The organism is Streptomyces sp. NPDC048185 (assembly GCF_043202495.1).
Taxonomy (GTDB): domain Bacteria; phylum Actinomycetota; class Actinomycetes; order Streptomycetales; family Streptomycetaceae; genus Streptomyces.
On the sequence record NZ_JBIDAN010000006.1, the window covers coordinates 79,851 to 97,076 of the forward strand.

At 73.3% G+C, this 17,226-nt stretch carries 15 protein-coding genes and 1 tRNA gene; 6 read left to right on the forward strand and 10 right to left on the reverse strand.

Translation table 11 applies throughout. The features are described 5' to 3' along the window. The first annotated feature begins 20 nt into the window (after nt 1–20). The 5 genes from ispD to ACGF3H_RS19105 all read left to right on the forward strand — a co-directional run bounded on the left by ispD (nt 21) and on the right by ACGF3H_RS19105 (nt 6,040). Nucleotides 21–797, forward strand: coding sequence for a 2-C-methyl-D-erythritol 4-phosphate cytidylyltransferase (gene ispD / locus ACGF3H_RS19085; protein WP_362489805.1), 777 nt, complete (start codon nt 21–23; stop codon nt 795–797). Next, complete coding sequence (gene ispF, locus ACGF3H_RS19090; RefSeq protein WP_362489807.1) at nt 787–1,296, forward strand: 2-C-methyl-D-erythritol 2,4-cyclodiphosphate synthase; 510 nt, start codon at nt 787–789, stop codon at nt 1,294–1,296. Before ispD ends, ispF begins: the two co-directional genes overlap by 11 nt. Nucleotides 1,297–1,649: 353 nt before the next feature. Next, nucleotides 1,650–3,047 carry a cysteine--tRNA ligase gene (gene cysS / locus ACGF3H_RS19095; RefSeq protein ID WP_362489809.1) on the forward strand — a complete coding sequence of 466 codons (1,398 nt, stop codon included), beginning with the start codon at nt 1,650–1,652 and terminating at the stop codon, nt 3,045–3,047. A 121-nt stretch (nt 3,048–3,168) separates the two neighbouring features. Further along, nucleotides 3,169–4,110 carry a 23S rRNA (guanosine(2251)-2'-O)-methyltransferase RlmB gene (gene rlmB / locus ACGF3H_RS19100; protein WP_362489811.1) on the forward strand — a complete coding sequence of 314 codons (942 nt, stop codon included), beginning with the start codon at nt 3,169–3,171 and terminating at the stop codon, nt 4,108–4,110. Nucleotides 4,111–4,300: 190 nt separating this feature from the next. Beyond that, nucleotides 4,301–6,040 (forward strand): DoxX family membrane protein, encoded by a 1,740-nt coding sequence (locus ACGF3H_RS19105; RefSeq protein WP_362489813.1) that lies wholly within the window; start codon nt 4,301–4,303, stop codon nt 6,038–6,040. A gap of 96 nt (nt 6,041–6,136) precedes the next feature. Here the strand turns inward: ACGF3H_RS19105 and ACGF3H_RS19110 are convergent, their stop codons facing one another. The 3 genes from ACGF3H_RS19110 to msiK all read right to left on the reverse strand — a co-directional run bounded on the left by ACGF3H_RS19110 (nt 6,137) and on the right by msiK (nt 8,775). After that, a complete protein-coding gene (locus ACGF3H_RS19110; RefSeq protein ID WP_362489815.1) occupies nt 6,137–6,874 on the reverse strand; it encodes a nucleotidyltransferase family protein in 738 nt (245 codons plus the stop codon). Nucleotides 6,875–6,932: 58 nt separating this feature from the next. Continuing rightward, the gene (locus ACGF3H_RS19115; RefSeq protein WP_362490053.1) at nt 6,933–7,388 is read right to left on the reverse strand and encodes a hypothetical protein; all 456 of its coding nucleotides are present in this window, start codon (nt 7,386–7,388) and stop codon (nt 6,933–6,935) included. Between the two features lie 250 nt (nt 7,389–7,638). Further along, the gene (gene msiK / locus ACGF3H_RS19120) at nt 7,639–8,775 is read right to left on the reverse strand and encodes a diacetylchitobiose ABC transporter ATP-binding protein MsiK (protein WP_362489817.1); all 1,137 of its coding nucleotides are present in this window, start codon (nt 8,773–8,775) and stop codon (nt 7,639–7,641) included. A 223-nt stretch (nt 8,776–8,998) separates the two neighbouring features. Between msiK and ACGF3H_RS19125 the strand changes: the two genes are divergently transcribed. Beyond that, nucleotides 8,999–9,072, forward strand: a tRNA-Thr gene (locus ACGF3H_RS19125). Between the two features lie 74 nt (nt 9,073–9,146). Here the strand turns inward: ACGF3H_RS19125 and ACGF3H_RS19130 are convergent. The 7 genes from ACGF3H_RS19130 to ACGF3H_RS19160 all read right to left on the reverse strand — a co-directional run bounded on the left by ACGF3H_RS19130 (nt 9,147) and on the right by ACGF3H_RS19160 (nt 17,211). Then, the gene (locus ACGF3H_RS19130; RefSeq protein WP_362490056.1) at nt 9,147–10,487 is read right to left on the reverse strand and encodes an NADase-type glycan-binding domain-containing protein; all 1,341 of its coding nucleotides are present in this window, start codon (nt 10,485–10,487) and stop codon (nt 9,147–9,149) included. Nucleotides 10,488–11,089: 602 nt separating this feature from the next. Continuing rightward, nucleotides 11,090–11,662 carry a phage tail protein gene (locus ACGF3H_RS19135; protein ID WP_362489819.1) on the reverse strand — a complete coding sequence of 191 codons (573 nt, stop codon included), beginning with the start codon at nt 11,660–11,662 and terminating at the stop codon, nt 11,090–11,092. Next, on the reverse strand, nt 11,659–13,617 hold the full coding sequence (locus tag ACGF3H_RS19140) for a putative baseplate assembly protein (protein WP_362489821.1): 1,959 nt from the start codon (nt 13,615–13,617) through the stop codon (nt 11,659–11,661). Before ACGF3H_RS19140 ends, ACGF3H_RS19135 begins: the two co-directional genes overlap by 4 nt. Further along, the gene (locus tag ACGF3H_RS19145) at nt 13,617–14,078 is read right to left on the reverse strand and encodes a GPW/gp25 family protein (RefSeq protein ID WP_362489823.1); all 462 of its coding nucleotides are present in this window, start codon (nt 14,076–14,078) and stop codon (nt 13,617–13,619) included. Before ACGF3H_RS19145 ends, ACGF3H_RS19140 begins: the two co-directional genes overlap by 1 nt. A 34-nt stretch (nt 14,079–14,112) precedes the next feature. Next, a complete protein-coding gene (locus ACGF3H_RS19150; RefSeq protein ID WP_362489825.1) occupies nt 14,113–16,038 on the reverse strand; it encodes a VgrG-related protein in 1,926 nt (641 codons plus the stop codon). Next, on the reverse strand, nt 16,038–16,760 hold the full coding sequence (locus tag ACGF3H_RS19155) for a LysM peptidoglycan-binding domain-containing protein (protein ID WP_362489827.1): 723 nt from the start codon (nt 16,758–16,760) through the stop codon (nt 16,038–16,040). The genes ACGF3H_RS19150 and ACGF3H_RS19155 overlap by 1 nt, the downstream gene beginning before the upstream one ends. A gap of 28 nt (nt 16,761–16,788) precedes the next feature. Next, entirely contained in the window at nt 16,789–17,211 is a 423-nt protein-coding gene (locus ACGF3H_RS19160) for a phage tail protein (protein ID WP_362489829.1), read from the reverse strand. Nucleotides 17,212–17,226 lie beyond the last annotated feature (15 nt).

Below are 17,226 nucleotides of genomic sequence, written 5' to 3' on the forward strand. Positions count from 1 at the left end.
CACAAACCTGACAGGAACCGATGTCTGACGAATCGCGCCCCTCGCCCGCGCAGCCGCCCGCCGAGGCCCGTACGAACGCCCGGACCGCGGCCGTGATCCCGGCCGCCGGCCGCGGCGTACGCCTCGGCCCGGGCGCCCCGAAGGCCCTGCGCGCGCTGGGCGGCACGCCCATGCTCATCCACGCGGTGCGCGCCATGGCCGCGTCCCGCGCGGTCTCCCTGGTCGTCGTCGTGGCCCCGCCCGACGGCGCCCCCGAGGTCAAGAACCTCCTCGACGCGCACGCCCTGCCCGAGCGGACCGACTTCCTCGTCGTCCCCGGCGGCGAGTCGCGGCAGGAGTCCGTACGGCTCGGCCTGGACGCGCTGCCGCCGGAGTACGACATCGTCCTCGTGCACGACGCGGCCCGGCCGCTGGTGCCGGTGGACACGGTGGACGGCGTGATCGAGGCCGTGCGGGAGGGCGCGCCCGCCGTGGTGCCGGCGCTGCCGCTCGCCGACACCGTCAAGCAGGTCGAGCCCGCCGCGGTGCCGGGCGGGCCGGAACCCGTGGTGGCGACGCCCGAGCGGGCGAGGCTGCGGGCGGTGCAGACGCCGCAGGGCTTCGACCGGGCCACGCTGGTGCGGGCCCACGAGACGGTGACCGACGACGTCACCGACGACGCGAGCATGGTCGAGCGGCTGGGACCGACGGTGGTGGTCGTGCCCGGGCACGAGGAGGCGTTCAAGGTGACGCGGCCCCTCGACCTGGTGCTGGCGGAGGCCGTCCTGGCGCGCAGGAGGCTGAACGATGGGTTCTGAGGCGGACGTTCTCCCGGTGCTCCCGCAGGTCGGCATCGGTACCGACATCCACGCCTTCGAGGACGGACGCGAGCTGTGGTGCGCGGGGCTGAAGTGGGAGGGCGAGGGCACCGGGCTGGCCGGGCACTCCGACGCGGACGTCGTCGCCCACGCGGCGTGCAACGCGCTGTTCTCCGCGGCGGGGCTCGGTGACCTGGGGGAGCACTTCGGTACCGGGCGGCCCGAGTGGTCCGGGGCGTCGGGGGTGACCCTGCTGACGGAGGCCGCGCGCATCGTGCGGGCGGCCGGTTTCCGGATCGGGAATGTCGCGGTGCAGGTGGTGGGGCCGCGACCGAAGATCGGCAAGCGGCGGGACGAGGCGCAGAAGGTGCTGTCCGAGGCCGTGGGGGCGCCGGTGTCGGTGTCGGGGGCCACGACGGACGGGCTCGGGTTCCCCGGACGGGGGGAAGGGCTGATGGCGGTGGCCACGGCGCTGGTGGTGCGGGCGGCGGTGGGGTGACGGGCGTGGTCGGTGGCCGGCGGCAGCGGGGTGCCGCCGCTGCCGGGTGATCGCGGGGTGCTGCCCGTGCCCGACGGCCGCGCAGGGCTCCGCCCCGCACCCCGCCAGGGGCTCCGCCCCTGGACCCCGGCCTGCGCCCACCCACCACCCGACTCGGTCGGCCGAGCGGTGACCCTCGCCTCCGGGCTTGGTCGGCCGAGCGGTGAGCCTCGCCTCCGGGCTCGGTCGGGTGAGGGGTCGCCCTCGTCTTCGGGCTCGGTCGGGTGAGGGGTGGGTGTCGTCCGATGGATTCGGTGCCGTGAACACCGGGCCGTGCGCCCGTTGCACTGCCCGGGGACCACTACCCTGGACTCGTGACTATTCGCCTGTACGACACCAGCGCCCGGCAGATCCGTGACTTCGCCCCCCTCACGCCCGGGTGTGTCTCGATCTACCTGTGCGGTGCCACCGTGCAGGCCGCCCCGCACATCGGGCACATCCGCTCCGGCCTGAACTTCGACATCATGCGCCGCTGGTTCGCGTACCGCGGCTACGACGTCACGTTCATCCGGAACGTCACCGACATCGACGACAAGATCATCAGGAAGGCGGCCGAGCAGAACCGCCCCTGGTGGTCCATCGGCTACGAGAACGAGCGGGCGTTCAACGACGCCTACACCGCCCTCGGTTGCCTGCCCCCCACCTACGAGCCCCGCGCCACCGGCCACATCACCGAGATGGTCGAGATGATGCGCGGCCTCATCGAACGCGGGCACGCCTACGAGGCCGAGGGCAACGTCTACTTCGACGTACGGTCCCTGCCCGGGTACCTGTCGCTGTCCAACCAGGACATCGACGAACTGCGCCAGCCCGCGGGCGAGGGCGAGACCGGCAAGCGGGACCCGCGGGACTTCGCCATGTGGAAGGCGGCCAAGCCCGGGGAGCCGAGCTGGGAGACGCCGTGGGGACGCGGCCGGCCCGGCTGGCACCTGGAGTGCTCCGCCATGGCGCACAAGTACCTGGGCACCGAGTTCGACATCCACGGCGGCGGCATCGACCTGATCTTCCCGCACCACGAGAACGAGATCGCCCAGGCCGAGGGCTTCGGCGACGCCTTCGCCCGGTACTGGGTGCACAACGCCTGGGTCACCATGAGCGGCGAGAAGATGTCGAAGTCGCTCGGCAACAGCGTCCTCGTGAGCGAGATGGTGAAGAAGTGGCGGCCGGTCGTGCTCCGGTACTACCTGGGCACGCCGCACTACCGCTCCACCATCGAGTACAGCGAGGAGTCCCTGCGCGAGGCCGAGTCGGCGTACGCGCGGATCGAGGGCTTCGTGCAGCGCGTCACCGAGCTGGCCGGGACCGTCGAGTCCGCCGCCGAGGTGCCGCCCGCCTTCGCCGAGGCGATGGACGACGACCTGGGCGTCCCGCAGGCGCTCGCCGTCGTGCACACCACCGTGCGGCAGGGCAACAGCGCACTGGCCGCCGACGACAAGGAGGCAGCCGTCGCCCGCCTCGCCGAGGTCCGTGCGATGCTCGACGTGCTCGGCCTCGACCCGCAGGCGCCGCACTGGGCCGGCGAGGGCGACACGGGCGAGGACCTGCACGACGTCGTCGACAGCCTCGTACGCCTCGTCCTCGACCAGCGGGAGGCCGCCCGGGCGCGAAAGGACTGGGCCACCGCGGACGCCATCCGCGACCGGCTGAAGGAGTCGGGGCTGGCCATCGAGGACGGCCCGCAGGGTCCCCGCTGGAGCCTCGGCTCCCGCTGAGCCCCCTCGGTCCCGGAAGATCGACTGTGCCGCCCGGCCTCCCGGGCGGCACACTGCATAAGACGCAAGCACCACACCACGCACACCGCGTGAAGACGTAGAGAGCGGAGACAGGTAACTCATGGCCGCGAACAACCGCCGCATGTCCGGCAAGAAGGGCGCGCAGGTCGGCAGCGGCGGCAAGCGACGCCGGGGCCTGGAAGGCAAGGGGCCGACGCCCCCCGCCGAGATGCGCAAGGGGCACGCCAAGCAGCGTGCCGCGAACGCGAAGGCGCGCCGCGCCACGGGGCGCCCCCAGCAGCGGCGCGGGGGCGGCCGGTCGGCGTCCGAACTCGTCGTCGGCCGCAACCCCGTCTACGAGGCGCTGCGCGAGGGCGTGCCCGCCACGACGCTCTACGTCCAGCAGTTCATCGACAACGACGAGCGGGTGCGCGAGGCGCTCCAGCTCGCGGCCGAGCGCGGCGGCATCAACCTCATGGAGGCGCCGCGCCCGGAACTGGACCGGATGACCAACGGGCTCAACCACCAGGGGCTCGTCCTGCAGGTCCCGCCCTACGAGTACGCCCACCCCGAGGACCTGGTCGCCGCCGCCCACGACGAGGGCGCGGACCCGCTGATCGTCGCCCTCGACGGCGTGACCGACCCGCGCAACCTCGGTGCGGTCGTCCGCTCCGTCTCCGCCTTCGGCGGTCACGGCGTGGTCGTGCCCGAGCGGCGCGCGGCCGGCATGACGGCGGGCGCCTGGAAGACGTCGGCGGGCACCGCCGCCCGGACGCCGGTGGCCCGTGCCACCAACCTCACGCGCGCGCTGGAGCAGTACCAGAAGGCCGGGATCACCGTCGTGGGCCTCGCCGCCGACGGCGAGGTCGAACTCGGCGAGCTGGAGGCCCTGGACGGGCCCGTGGTCGTCGTGGTCGGCAGCGAGGGCAAGGGCCTGTCGCGGCTGGTCGGCGAGACCTGCGACTTCCGGGTGCGGATCCCGATGCCCGGCGGCGCGGAGTCGCTGAACGCCGGTGTGGCGGCGGGCATCGTGCTGTACGAGGCGTCGCGCCGGCGCGCCTGACGGCGGTCGGGCGCGGGGGACCGCGCCGCGGAGGCGGCTCCCGGTGAGGAGTGAGTGGCTCCGGCAGGGGGATCGGGTGTTCGGTTCGGTCCCCCGAACGGGGCGTTCCGGGTGGTCCGGACAAGCTTGACGCGGTCCGGACAGATCCGGCGGGGTGAGGCAGTGTCCTAACGACACATCACTCGGTTAGATGAGCGTGGACACCAGAACACCCCGCACACCCACGGGGGACCGCTCGTCGGGATACGACGACGCTCCCGCGCTGAGCATGGTGAAGGTGCCGAGCGATCCGGCCCAGGTCATCGTCAATCACGCGAGCTTCCGCGTGCAGCTCGGTGCCTCCGCGCGGCGGACCCGGTCCCCGCGGATCGCGCGGCACCTGAGCGCCACCCAGGACACCGCCCGCATGCCCGTCGCCGGCGCCGGGGTCCCCACGCCCGCCCGCCGCCGCCCCGTCGTCTGGAGCGGCCGGTCCGACCCGGACGACACCGGCGCCCACCGACTGCTTCAGGCGGTGCGGGCCGGAGCGGGCCGTCACGTCGAGGACCCGGTCGCCGACGCCTCCGCCGACGTCGGCGTCACCCGGGTCGTCCCCCGCTTCGGCGAGGGCGGCCGCCCCGGCTACGACCCGTACGACGACTTCGACGACGGGCCCGACACCCAGCCACTCGAGTCCCCCTTCGTCGGCGCCCAGCGCGGCCCCGTCCGCGACGGTGCCCCGCTGCTGCCCGCCATGCGCACCGTCGGCAGCGCCTACGACGAACCGGCTTACGCCGACGACGACTTCGGCCCGCCCCCCGCCGGGTGCGACGACGACCAGAACCACGACTACGGCTACGACTACGACGACGGCGCGGACACGCGCAGCCGGCGCCACGCCGACGACCCGTCCCGGCACGCCTATTACCCCGGACGCCGCCTCAACCTCGGCGTCGTGCTGCTGCCCCTGCGCGTCTTCCTCGGTTTCATCTCCGTCTACGCCGGCATGGGCAAGCTCTGCGACCCCGTCTACTTCGACGGCGGCGAGCGGGGGTCCATGGTCAAGTGGCTCAACACCCTGCACCCGTGGGACGTCGCCGAACCGCTGCGCCAGTTCGCCCTCGCGCACCCCGTCGGTTCCGGCCTGGTCATCGCCTTCCTCCAGGTCGTCGTCGGCGTGCTGACCGTCCTGGGCTGCTGGCAGCGCGTCGCCGCCGTCATCGGCGCGATCCTGTCCGCGGCGCTCCTGGTCACCGTCAGCTGGAAGAGCACCCCGGTCTACGACGCGCCCGACATCATCTACCTCGCCGCCTGGTCCCCGCTGATCATCGCCGGTGCCCCCGTCTACTCCGTGGACGGCCGTCTCGCCGGCGGTGCCTGGCGCCGCCTCGGCCCCCGCGCCGACATCTGGGACCTGCGCCGCTACGTGCTGCGCCGCGGTGCTCTCGTCACCTTCCTCGTCGCCGGCGTCACCCTCCTCGTCGGCTCGCTGCTCGGCGGTGCCGTGCGCGACGCCGACCGGGTGGTCGTGCCCGGACCCGGCGAGGGCCCGCGCAACGAACTCCCGGGCTCCCCGCTCCCCGAGGAGCCCGGCGAGCGCAAGGAGAAGACGCCGGAGGCCTCCTCCTCCGCATCCACCGAGGGCGCCGCCTCCGGTGCGGCCACCCCCTCCGAGGACGGCGAGAGCACGCCGGGGGCGACCAGCGACAGCGGTACCACGCCCGGCGGCACCCCCAGCCAGACGCAGGGCACCACGGGCCAGGCCCCGCCGCAGCGGACCTCACCGGCCGGACAGGCGCCGAGCACCAGTGCCGGTCCGACCTCCGGCGGCACCGACACGGGAGGCGGCGGCGACGGCTCCACCGGCTCCACCGGAAGCGGCGACGGCGACGGCGGCTCCTCCTCCACGGGCCAGCCCGGCGGCCGCCTGGTGGGCGGCCTCCTGGGCTAGGCCGCCCAGCCCCGGCACGGGGCAGGTACGACGACGAAGGGTCCCGCACGCATGACGTGCGGGACCCGTCGTCGTGGGGTCAATCCTGGCGAGCGCTCAGCGGCCGGCCAGGGCCGCCAGTTCACGGGCCGCCTCGGTCAGGTCCTTCGCGGTGTCGATCGCGCGCCAGTAGGAGCCCTGCGGGATCGGGAAACCGGCCAGCCGGTTCTCGCGGGCCAGGCGGGGGAACGTCGTCCGCTCGTGGTCGCCGCGCTCCGGGAGCATCTCAGCGAAGTCTGACGAGAAGACGTAGACACCCGCGTTGATCTCGAAGGTCGACGGAGGCGCCTCTATGAAGTCCGTGATGTGCCCGAAGCCGTCCGTCTGCACGGCGCCCCAGGGCAGCCGGGGGCGGGCCAGGGCGAGGGTCGCGACGGCGTCGCGCTCGGTGTGGAAGTCCGCCATGTCGCGCAGCGAGAAGCGCGTCCAGATGTCGCCGTTGGTGGCGTACCAGGGCTGGTCCGGGCGGGGGAGGCGCGCGGCGGCGTACTTCAGGCCGCCGCCGCGGCCGAGGGGCTCGGGCTCCACCACGGTGGTGACGGAGAGCGGCAGGTCGGCGGTCTCCAGCCACTTCTGGAGCACCTCGGCGAGGTGGCCGCAGGAGACCACCACGTCGGTCACGCCCTCCTCGGCGAGCCAGGCGAGCTGATGGCCGATGATCGGGGTACCGGTGCCCGGGATCTCGACCATCGGCTTGGGCCGGTCGTCGGTGTAGGGGCGCAGGCGGGAACCCTGCCCGCCGGCCAGGACGACGGCTTGAACGGGGCGGCGGGACGCGGCGTTCGGATCGGTCATGACCCGAACTGTACGTGGCGTCCCGTCGGCCCCGTGGGGGTGCTCGGCCCTGCCGCGCTCAGCGGTGTGCGGCCAGCACGCCCGAGGCGAAGGCGGTGTCGCAGACGGGGCGCGCGTACGACTGGGCGCGCGTGGGGCCGTAGACCTTGACGGCGGCGCGGCCGAGGGCGCGGGCGATGGAGGCGCAGTGCTTGGCCAGCGACGGGCGGTCGTCCACGGCCTGCTGGAGGTGGGTGAGGGCGACGCCCGGGTCCTCCTCCTGAAGCTCGGTCAGCAGCCGGTCGCGCAGCACCTCGTGCGGGGCACGGGCCGCGGCACGCGTGGAGGCCCCGGCGGCGGAGGCGTCGGACGCGGTGAGCACCGAGTTCGAGGGGTCCCCCGACCAGTTGACCCGGGTGACCGCGAGGGTCCCGGACAGCACCAGGACGACGGGCAGGACGAAGGCGAGAGAACGGCCGATCCGGCGGGCGGGGCCCCGGCCGCTTCGCGTCTGCTGGGAGGCGGAGTGCTTCACGGAGTGCTTCACGCGAGTGAGGGTAGCGCCCGGTGATGATTTGGCGACATTTAGTCACCGGTTCGGGTGACATGGAAAGGCCCGGAAATGGGTAGCGGGTTGACGCACACCGCTCGAAATGTCCGGTGTGCCTGGGTATTTGTCGACAACGAAAAGGGCCCCGCAGCAGGTTGCGGGGCCCTTCTCGTCAACGCGGGGGGAATTCACCCGTGCCGGGGACGCGCGTCCCCGGCACACACCGGTCGGGTCCTCAGTCGGACAGACGCGCGCCCGAGGAGGACGAGAACACGTGGAGCTCGCCCGGCCGCGGCACGACGTGCACGGTCGCGCCCTTCTCCGGCACCGCGCGGCTGCTGACGCGGACCACGAGGTCCTTCGACTCGCCGCCGACCTCGACCGTGCCGTAGATGTAGCCGTCCGCGCCGGTCTCCTCGACGACGTTGACCGAGACCGCGAGGCCGGCGGGGGCGTCGGCGGAATCCTTGGACAGGGACGCGGCGGCGCCGCCGTTCAGCTCCACCACGTCGAAGTGCTCGGGGCGGACGCCGACGGTGACCGTGCGGTCGCCCTTGTCGGCCGCGGCCTGCAGGGCGTCACGGTTGACCGGGACCACGCTGTTGCCGAACTTCACGCCGCCGTCGGTGATCGGCACCTCGACCAGGTTCATGGCCGGGGAGCCGATGAAGCCGGCGACGAAGAGGTTCGCGGGCTTGTCGTACATGTTGCGCGGCGAGTCGACCTGCTGGAGCAGACCGTCCTTCAGCACCGCCACCCGGTCGCCCATGGTCATGGCCTCGACCTGGTCGTGGGTGACGTAGACGGTGGTGATGCCCAGGCGGCGCTGGAGCGAGGCGATCTGCGTACGCGTGGAGACACGGAGCTTGGCGTCCAGGTTGGACAGCGGCTCGTCCATGAGGAACACCTGCGGCTCACGCACGATCGCGCGGCCCATCGCCACACGCTGGCGCTGACCACCGGAGAGCGCCTTCGGCTTGCGGTCCAGGTACTCGGTGAGGTCGAGGATCTTCGCCGCCTCCTCGACCTTCTGCCGGATCTCCGCCTTGTTGACGCCGGCGATCTTGAGCGCGAAGCCCATGTTGTCGGCGACCGTCATGTGCGGGTACAGCGCGTAGTTCTGGAACACCATGGCGATGTCCCGGTCCTTCGGCGGCAGGTGGGTGACGTCGCGGTCGCCGATGCGGATGGCGCCGCCGTTGACGTCCTCGAGCCCCGCGAGCATGCGGAGCGAGGTGGACTTGCCGCAGCCGGACGGGCCGACCAGGACGAGGAACTCGCCGTCCGCGATGTCGATGTCGAGACCGTCGACGGCGGGCTTGTCGGAACCCGGGTACACGCGGGTCGCCTTGTCGAACTGGACTGTGGCCATGGTGATGGGCCCCCTTCTACCGGCAGGAACGTGCCGGACGATCCGTTGTAGGAAGGTGGTTGGTGTAGTCCACACGGGTGAACTGGCTCAGGACGGTACCCGGCGTTCACCTGATCTGTCAGTACCTGCGCGGCTGTGAACTTCGCCGAAATTTTCGAATCCCATCGTTCACCGGCTCTGTGTACAGTGGAGCAGCCTCCGCGCGCGCCGTCGCGCGATGTTTGCCTCCTTAGCTCAGCTGGTCAGAGCGCCGCTCTTGTAAAGCGAAGGTCGTCGGTTCGAATCCGACAGGGGGCTCCGGTCCCGGCAGGGACGACGCCCCCGTGATCTCGGATCGCGGGGGCGTCGACGTTCCCTCTGGCGGGTCGGGGTCAGGTGCGGTTCGTGCTGGACGGGCCGAAGAACTCGATCTCCGCGATGGCGACCTGCTTCTTGGCCGAGGCCGCGTGGGCCGACTCGATGGTGAAGCGGACCTTGGTGACCTCACCGACCCGGAAGGGGCGGCGCTGGCCGCCGGCGCCCTGGTCCAGGGTGAGGTCGCGGGTCGTGGTGCTGCCGTCCTTCCTCGTGATCGTCGCCTTGACGCGGTGCGGCAGAGCCGACTCGCCGAGCTTGTCGGGCTGGGTGGAGACGCCCGGCGTGATGATCACGTCCAGCAGCCGGGTCGGCTCGGTGAAGCCGACCTCGATCCACTCTCCCCGGCCGGACTCCGAGACGCCCGGGCCCCACCAGGTGTTGCTGCGCTTGTCGAAGGCGAGCTGCGGTGAGTGCCCGGGGAAGGAGCGGGAGGCCGTGATCCTGTCCGGGGCGACCGGGGCGCGCTTGGCGAAGTGGTCGCGGGTGGCCTGGACGCCGTCGGGGATGTAGACGAAGCCCAGGATCGCCAGGGTGACGACGACGGCGAGGGTGACCCAGGTGCCGACGCGGTCGAACACGCGCCGCAGGCGGGGCCGGTCGCCCGCCCAGGGGGTCTCGCGGCGACGGCCGCCGAAGAGGCGGCGCCACCAGGGGGCCGGTGCCTGGGTGGTCCCGCCGGTGGCGGCCAGGGGCATCGCGCAGCGGGCGCAGTAGTGGCGGTCGGGCCGGTTGGGGGTGGAGCACCACGGGCAGGGCGGGCCGTCGGCGATGCCGGGTTGGTGGCCCGGGGCGCGTACCTGCGGCCGGGCGGCGTCGGGGCGGCCGGGCAGGACCGGGGCGACGGCGGGCGGCGGTGCGGGCGCGGGGTCTTCCGGGTCGTCGACGGGGACGAGCAGGGACCGCGCGCGGTGGTTCATGGTGTCGCTGAGGGCGTTCGGCCGGGCCGGCTCGGACGTCGACGGGATCGGGGTGGTGGGCGCGGTCTCGTCCACGTCGCGGGTGTCGGGGGCCGTGTACGGGTGGGGCGGGCCGCCGTCCGCGCGGGCGGGCGTCGTGGGGTGGGCGGGGCCGGTGGTGGGCGCGGACGGTTCGGGGGCCGGGGGGTGTGTGGTGCCGGCGGGCCAGGAGGGTGCGTTCGGTGCGGTGGGCGTCGTCGGTGCCGTGGTGCCGGGGGCTCCGGGGGCTCCGGGGGCGGGGGAGTGCGTGGCGTCGGCGGACCAGGAGGGCTGGGCGTCGGCCCGCTGGGGCGCGGTGGGGGCCGTGGTGCCGGCCGGTCCGGTGGACGCCGTGGCGCCCGCTGTGATCCTGGCGGTTCTGGCGGCCCTCGCCGCCCTGGCGGCTCGCGCGGCGCTCACGGTGTCGGTGGTGCCCGCGGGTGCCGGGGCGCTCGCCGCCTCGCCTGCCGCTCCCGCGGGTGTGTTGGTGTCGGAGCCCTCCGCGGTCCCCCGGGCGCCTGCGCCGGCCCCCGGGAGACCCGTGCCGGGCGTCGGGGTGCCTGCGCCGGCCCCCGGGTGTCCCGCATCGATCCCCGGGTGATTCGTGTCGGGCGTCGGGGTGCCCGTGCCGGCCCCGGGCCTGGCCGCGGTCCCCGGGTCGGGCGTGCCGGTCCCCCGGGTGCCCGTGCCGGCCCCTGTCGTCGTGTTCCGGGGGGTGTCCGGCTGCGGGGCGGGGGCAGGGGTGCCGGTGGTGGGCGGGGGTGCCCAGCCGTCGTCGTCGCCGTCGGCGCCGGGGGTGGACCGGTCGTCGTCGGCCGGGGCGGTCGTGGCGGGCGTGTGCGTGCCGCCGGAGTCCGGCCGGGCAGAGGTGTCCCGCGCGGGGGTCCGGTCGGGCGGGGCGGCGGTGTCCCGGGCGGGGCGGGCCGTGCCGGCCTGTTCCCAGCGGAGTACGGCGCCGCACGCGTCGCAGAAGGACTGGCCCGGTTCCGCGCGCGTTCCGCACTCGGCGCAGTTCTGCGTGGTCATCTCTCCGGGGTCCTTTCGGAGGCGGTCACTTCGACGGTGTAGGGCATGTGGGCGGGGCGGGCGGCCGCGACGAGGGCGTCCAGGCGGTGGGTGTCGGCCGGGGACGGGTTCGGCAGCCGCAGGGCGACGTGGAGGTGGGGGCGGGCGTCGCCGGGGAACGGGCCGAGGGGGCGGGCGTTCCACGCGGCACCGCCGCTCTCGGTGATGGTCGGGGCGACGCCGAACGCGAGCCGTACGGCCTCGGACAGGCCCCGCCGGGTGCCGCGCACGCGGTGCAGGCGGGCCGCCGCCGCGACGGCGGCGCGCAGCCGGGGCTCCGGTTCGGTGCCGTCGGTCTCGGCGCCGACCCAGGTGCCGAGCCACTGGGCGAAGTCGGCCGGGGTGAGGGCCGGATCGAAGTAGGTGTCCAGGCAGTCGAGGACGTTGAGGATGGGGGCGAGGACGTCGTCGAGGCCGCCGACGAAGCGCTGGGCGAGGTCGTCGTCGGCGAAGACGGCGGGGAGCATCGTGCCCAGGGGGAGGGAAGATCCGAGCCCGTCGACGGAGCCCCGGTACGCGGTGGTGCTCATGTGCCGTCTCCGATCACGCGGACGCGGTGGTCGAAGGAGAAGACCAGCGAGGGGGCCTGGAGGTCGATGCGGTCGGTGGGGTCGCCGCGCTTGCCGGTGAGGGGGTCGGCGGGGTGCAGGACGACCTCGTCCACGAGCTCCACACCGGGGACGCGCTGCAGCACGGCGAAGACCTCGCCGCTCTGCACCGGGCGGCCGAAGGGCCAGCCCTTGCCGTCGGTACCGCCGGTGAGCGGGTCGAGGTGGCGGTAGAGGGCGTCGTGGGCCTGGCGGCGCACGCGGTCGGTGTCGACGCCGCGGAAGGCGTGGACGGTGGCGACGACGGTGACGCCCTGGTAGTACGGCGGGCCGACGGCGAGGCGGGTGCCGATGAGGCGGCGCTCGTCGAGGTGGCGGGTGATGCGGGCCAGGAGGGCGTCGCCGGGGACGAGCTGCTCGAAGCGGAGCCGTCCGCCCGGGTCGGGGACGGCCTGCGGGACGACCAGGACGCGGACCGCGTAGGCGCCGTGGTCGCCCTCCTTGCCCTCCAGGCAGGTGATGCGGGCGGTCTCGGGGGCGGCGCGGCGGGCGAGTTCCTCGTAGTCGCGCAGGGTGACGGCGCGTTCCTGGGCGCGCAGCGTGATGGGCGCCCGGAGCTTCGCCTCCTCGACGGTCTCGCCGTCCACGCCGCCGCGGGCGGCCTCGCGGTTGACGACCTCGGAGACGTACGGGACGGAGGTGCGCAGGACCTGGACGGCGCCGCGTGCCACGTTGCCGGCCCGGCCGCCGCCGGTGCGGTAGCGGCGGGCGCGGATGACGGCGCCCTTGGGGGCGACGGTGCCGTACTGGCGCAGGGTGCCGTCGGGTTCGCGGACGGCGGGGCCGAAGGCGATCTCGCCGGTGGCGGCGTCCAGGGTGATGTGGTGGTCGTCGGGGCGGGACGCCGCGAAGTGCGGGACGACCTGCCAGTCCTGCCAGCCGGCGTCGGCGGCGGTCTGGAGGAGCAGGGGCGGGTCGTCGGCGACGACGGGGGCGTGGGCGAGGCGCAGCCGCTGGCCGGGCAGGCCGGTGGACTCGCCGAGGGCCTCGTCGTGGACGGTCTCGGCGTGGACGGCGCGGGTGGTGCCGCCGATGGTGAACGCCTCGGCGGAGCGGATGGTGGGCGAGGTGGTGTAGAAGGGCTGGCCGGGCAGCGGGTCGGTGACCCGGCACCGTATCCAGCCCGCCTCCTGGCCGCCGTTGCGGGACAGGACGTGGCCGCCGGGGACGTGGAGCACGACGTCGCCGGGGCGGTTGAGGCCGCCGGTGCCGTCGCGGTCGACCTCGCAGGACTGCCAGCCGTCCTCCGTCCACGCCTCCCAGACGAGGGGCGGCTGGCGGGGGTCGACGCCGACGCCGTCGACGCGGCTGTCGAGTTCGAGGGCGAGGGCGCAGTCCGGGACGGCGGCGGTGAGGCCGATGAGCATGCAGTCGCCGGGGCCGGGAGCCTCGGCGAAGCAGAGCAGGTCCTTGCCCTCCGCGAGGTCCGTCGTGCGGTCCGTGACGGGTTCGCCGCGGTGCTGCACCACGAGATGGCGCAGGGCGCACGGTACGACGGTCAGGTCCTCCTCGGTGGCGAAGACGACGGCGTCGTCGCGCTCGGTCCGCAGGGTGGCGACCTCCGCGCCGGCCGGGACCAGGATCGCGTCCTCCTGGGGCGCGGACAGCCAGAAGGTGACGTCCGTGCGCGCGGCGGAGGGCGGGAACAGGGTGATGCCGACCAGGTCGAGGAAGGCCAGGTGGTTCTTCTCGGGGACCCGGTTGAGCCGGTAGACGATCTGGTCGGCCATGTGGGCGACCGTCTCGACGAGGGTGACGCCGGGGTCGGACACGTTGTGGTCGGTCCACTCCGGGGCGCGCTGCTGGATGTAGCGCTTGGCGTCGTCGACGAACTGCTGGAAGCGGCGGTCGTCGAGGTTGGGGGAGGGCAGGGACATCAGTGGTCGCTTTCGGGAGAGCCCGGGAGGCCGGCAGGGCCGGCCGGACCGTCGGGGAGGTCCGGCTCGTCGTGGGACGGGATGACGTAGAAGGGGAAGACGAGGCTGCGCGGGTTGTTGGTGCCGCGGATCGAGTAGCGGACGTCGATGTAGAGGACGCTCTGGTCCGTGCCGGTGCTGACGTCGACCTCGTGGACCTCGATGCGGGGCTCCCAGCGGTCCAGGCTGACGTACACCTCGTGCTGGATGCGCCCGGCGGTCTGTTCGTTGACCGGGGCGAAGACGAGGTCGTGGATGGCGCAGCCGAACTCGGGGCGCATCGGCCGTTCGCCGGGCGCGGTGGCGAGGACGAGGCGGATGGCCTCCTCGACCTCGCGTTCGCCGCTGACCAGGGCGATGCCGCCGGTGGGTCCGATGCGCATGGGGAACGCCCAGCCGGAGCCCACGAACTGTTCGGCCATCAGGGGGCCACCTGCCTTCTGCTTCGCTCGGCGCTCATGCCGGGAGGGGGTACTTGATCGTGTTGACGAACACGGCGCCGAAGAGGTCGAGCTTGAGGCCCTTGATGTTCACGTTCGCCACGGCGTTGACCGAGACCATGCCGGTGGCGTTGATCGACGTCATGCCGGTCGACGACAGGTTCATGGCGCCGCCCATCGCGTTGACGTCGACGGCCCCGCCCAGCGACGTCATGCTGACCAGGCCCTTGCCCTTGAGGGTGAGCGGTCCGCCGCTGTCGATCAGGACGGACTGGCGGCCGTGCAGGCGCAGGCTGGTGCCGGCCTCCACCGACACCGAGCGGCTGCCGGTGATGCTGACCGAGCCCTTGCTGTCGACGGTGATCTCGGTCCGGGTGCGGTCGAGGTTGATGGTCAGCTTGTCGTTGCCGCTGGCGATCCGCACGCCCTGCCTGCGTCCGCCGGTCTGCTGGCTGAGCAGGTCGACGCGGTTGCCCTGGCGGTCGGACAGGGTGTGCCGGGCGGCCTTCTTCCGCAGACCGTCGTGCAGGGGGACGTCGGAGACCTTGGTGGGCAGGTCCCGGCCGTTGTAGAGGCCGCCGATCACGAACGGGTGGTCCAGCGCGCCCCGGTCGAAGGCGACCAGCACCTCGTCGCCGACGTCCATGGGGAAGACGCCGCCGCCCCCGACGCCGCCGAGCTGCACGCTGCGCGCCCAGTCGCTGACGTAGGTGTCGTCGAGCCAGGGGAACTGGAGCTTGACCCTGCCCTGCTTGAGCGGGTCCTGGACGTCGGTGACGACGGCGTTGGCGACGCTGGGCAGCCGGGCGGCGCTCGCGGCGTCCACGCCGCCGCCACCGCCGCCCGACGCCAGGCCGTACAGGGAGCGCCACTGGCGTCCGCTGACCGTGATCCAGGACTCGTAGTGCTTGCCGTCGCCGAAGACGTGGCGCACCGAGGTGACGGTGTACTTGCCCTCGAAGGGCCTGCCGACGTCGGACAGGGCCACCGGGACGCCGGGCCGCAGGTCCGGGTGGCCGTAGACGGCGACCTCCAGTTCGGCGAAGGAGGAGGTGACGTCCGCGGCCAGGGCCTTCGCGGCGTGCTGGACCTCGTCCTGCCGGTCGTAGGGGTGGGCGGTCTCGACGAGCTTGGCCGACTTGAACTTCCCGGCGGCCTCGCCCGGTGTCGAGCCGATGCTGATGCCCGGGTCGGTGGTGGCGGGAGCGATCTCGGTGATCTTCTTCTTGGTGGTGACGTTCCAGCCGCGCGACTCGACCCGGCCCACCTGGTCGGCGGCGGTGACGGCGGCCCGCAGCCGCAGGATGTCGTGGCCGGCCTGGAGCACGAAGGTGCTCTTGTCTCCGTCGGTCTGCGGTGAGGGCGCGCCGGCCGACGGCTGCGGCGTGACGAACCGGAACTTTCCCTTGGCGTCCAGGGACATGACCATGTTGTTCTCGTCGGCGAGCCGGGACAGGAAGTCCCAGTCGGTGACGTTGGACTGGCTGATGAACCCGTACATGCCCTTCGTCGGCTGGATGCGGCCGATGGACACGCCGTCCATGGCGGCGAGCTTGCGGGCGATGTCGGAGGCCTTCTGGTTGCGGTAGGCGGCGACGCGCCGCTGGCGCATCATGCGGTGCCCGTAGTCGTAGCCCCGGACGACGGTGAAGCTGCCGGTGCCGTCGTAGTCGGCCTCCAGGCCGGTGACCTCGCCGGTGAGCAGGGGGTTGCCGACGCCCTGCCCGTCGGCGACCGGGGTGATGACGACCTGGGTGCCGAACTGCACGTTCAGCTTGCCGAGGACCAGACGGTAGGGGTCGCGGAAGGTGAGGCGGAAGGCGGCGGGTACGCCGACGCCCTGGTCGACCCAGCCCTCCACGAGCAGGGGGGCGATGTCGGCGGGCAGTTTCGCTCCGCCGATCCTGACCTCGACGATGCTGGAGAAGGCGTGCCGCACCATCAGTGGGGCACCTCCTCGGCGGCGGGCAGCATGAGTTCGGTGCCGGGCGCCAGACGGGACGGGTCGTCGATGCCGTTCGCCTCGGCGATCGCCCGCCAGGCCTGGGCGCGGCCGTACTCGCTCCACGCCAGCGACTCGAGCGAGTCCCCCGCGACGACGCGGTGCACGCGCTGGGCGGTGAGGGCGCCGGAGGTCGGGTTCTGGCCCTCGGTCGGGCCGGGGATCTCCACCAGCGACACCCGGCAGGTGGCGCGGATGGGCACTCCGGTGGTGCCGAAGAGGGTGTACTGGGCCTCGACGGAGGAGACGTACGCGGCGAAGCGTGCCGTGGAGAACGAACCCCACTCGAAGACCACCCAGGGCGGCGACGGCTGCTTGGCGGCGATGCTCTTGGCGGTCACGTCGCAGCAGCGCAACAGGGACTCGACCTTCTTCATCACGGTGTTGCCGTTGGGCTTCATCGAGGAGTCCAGGAAGATCTCCAGGGTCATCTCCCGCGGTTCGGCACCCATGAACTCCGGCTTCGAGCCGTCCCGCACGGCCATGGTCGGCGTCGCCTTCCACTGGGCGCGCTGGGTCATGGACAGGTGTGCCGGGTTGAACTCGAAGCCGAACGTCCGCATCAGCGCGCCGGGCGTGGTGGTCGTGCCGGTGGGCGGTTCGTGGATGGCGAGGCTGGCGCGTACGAGGCTCTTGCCGGCGCCCTTGCCGCTGGTGGCCATGGGTTCTCCTCTCTGCTCCGCGGCGCCGTCAGTCCGTGAACCCGTGGTGGGCGATCTCCAGGACCTCCGTGGCCACGGCCGGGCTCGCGGGGTCGAGGCTCGGGCCCTGCCAGCTGACGGGCAGCACCTCGATCAGCCCCCAGCGGGCGACCAGCGAACCGTCCGCGCGCAGCGCCGAGATCTGCGCGGTGGGCCGCTTGATGCCGGTCTGGACGGAGGAGATCCACTTGGCGACCTTGGCCGTGTCCGGGGTGAGGGGGCGGGTCAGCCGGATGGTGGAGAAGGTGACGCGGGTCGGCAGCTGCCAGACGAACCCGTTGTTGCCGCCCTCCTGCCGCTGCTCGACCTCCACCTGGGACGCCAGGCCTTCGCACCCGTTGAAGTAACCGAGGCTCTCGCCGTCGATGGTGAGGGTGAACCAGATCGTGGAGCCCGGGTCCTGGCGGGACATCGGAGTGGCCTTTCT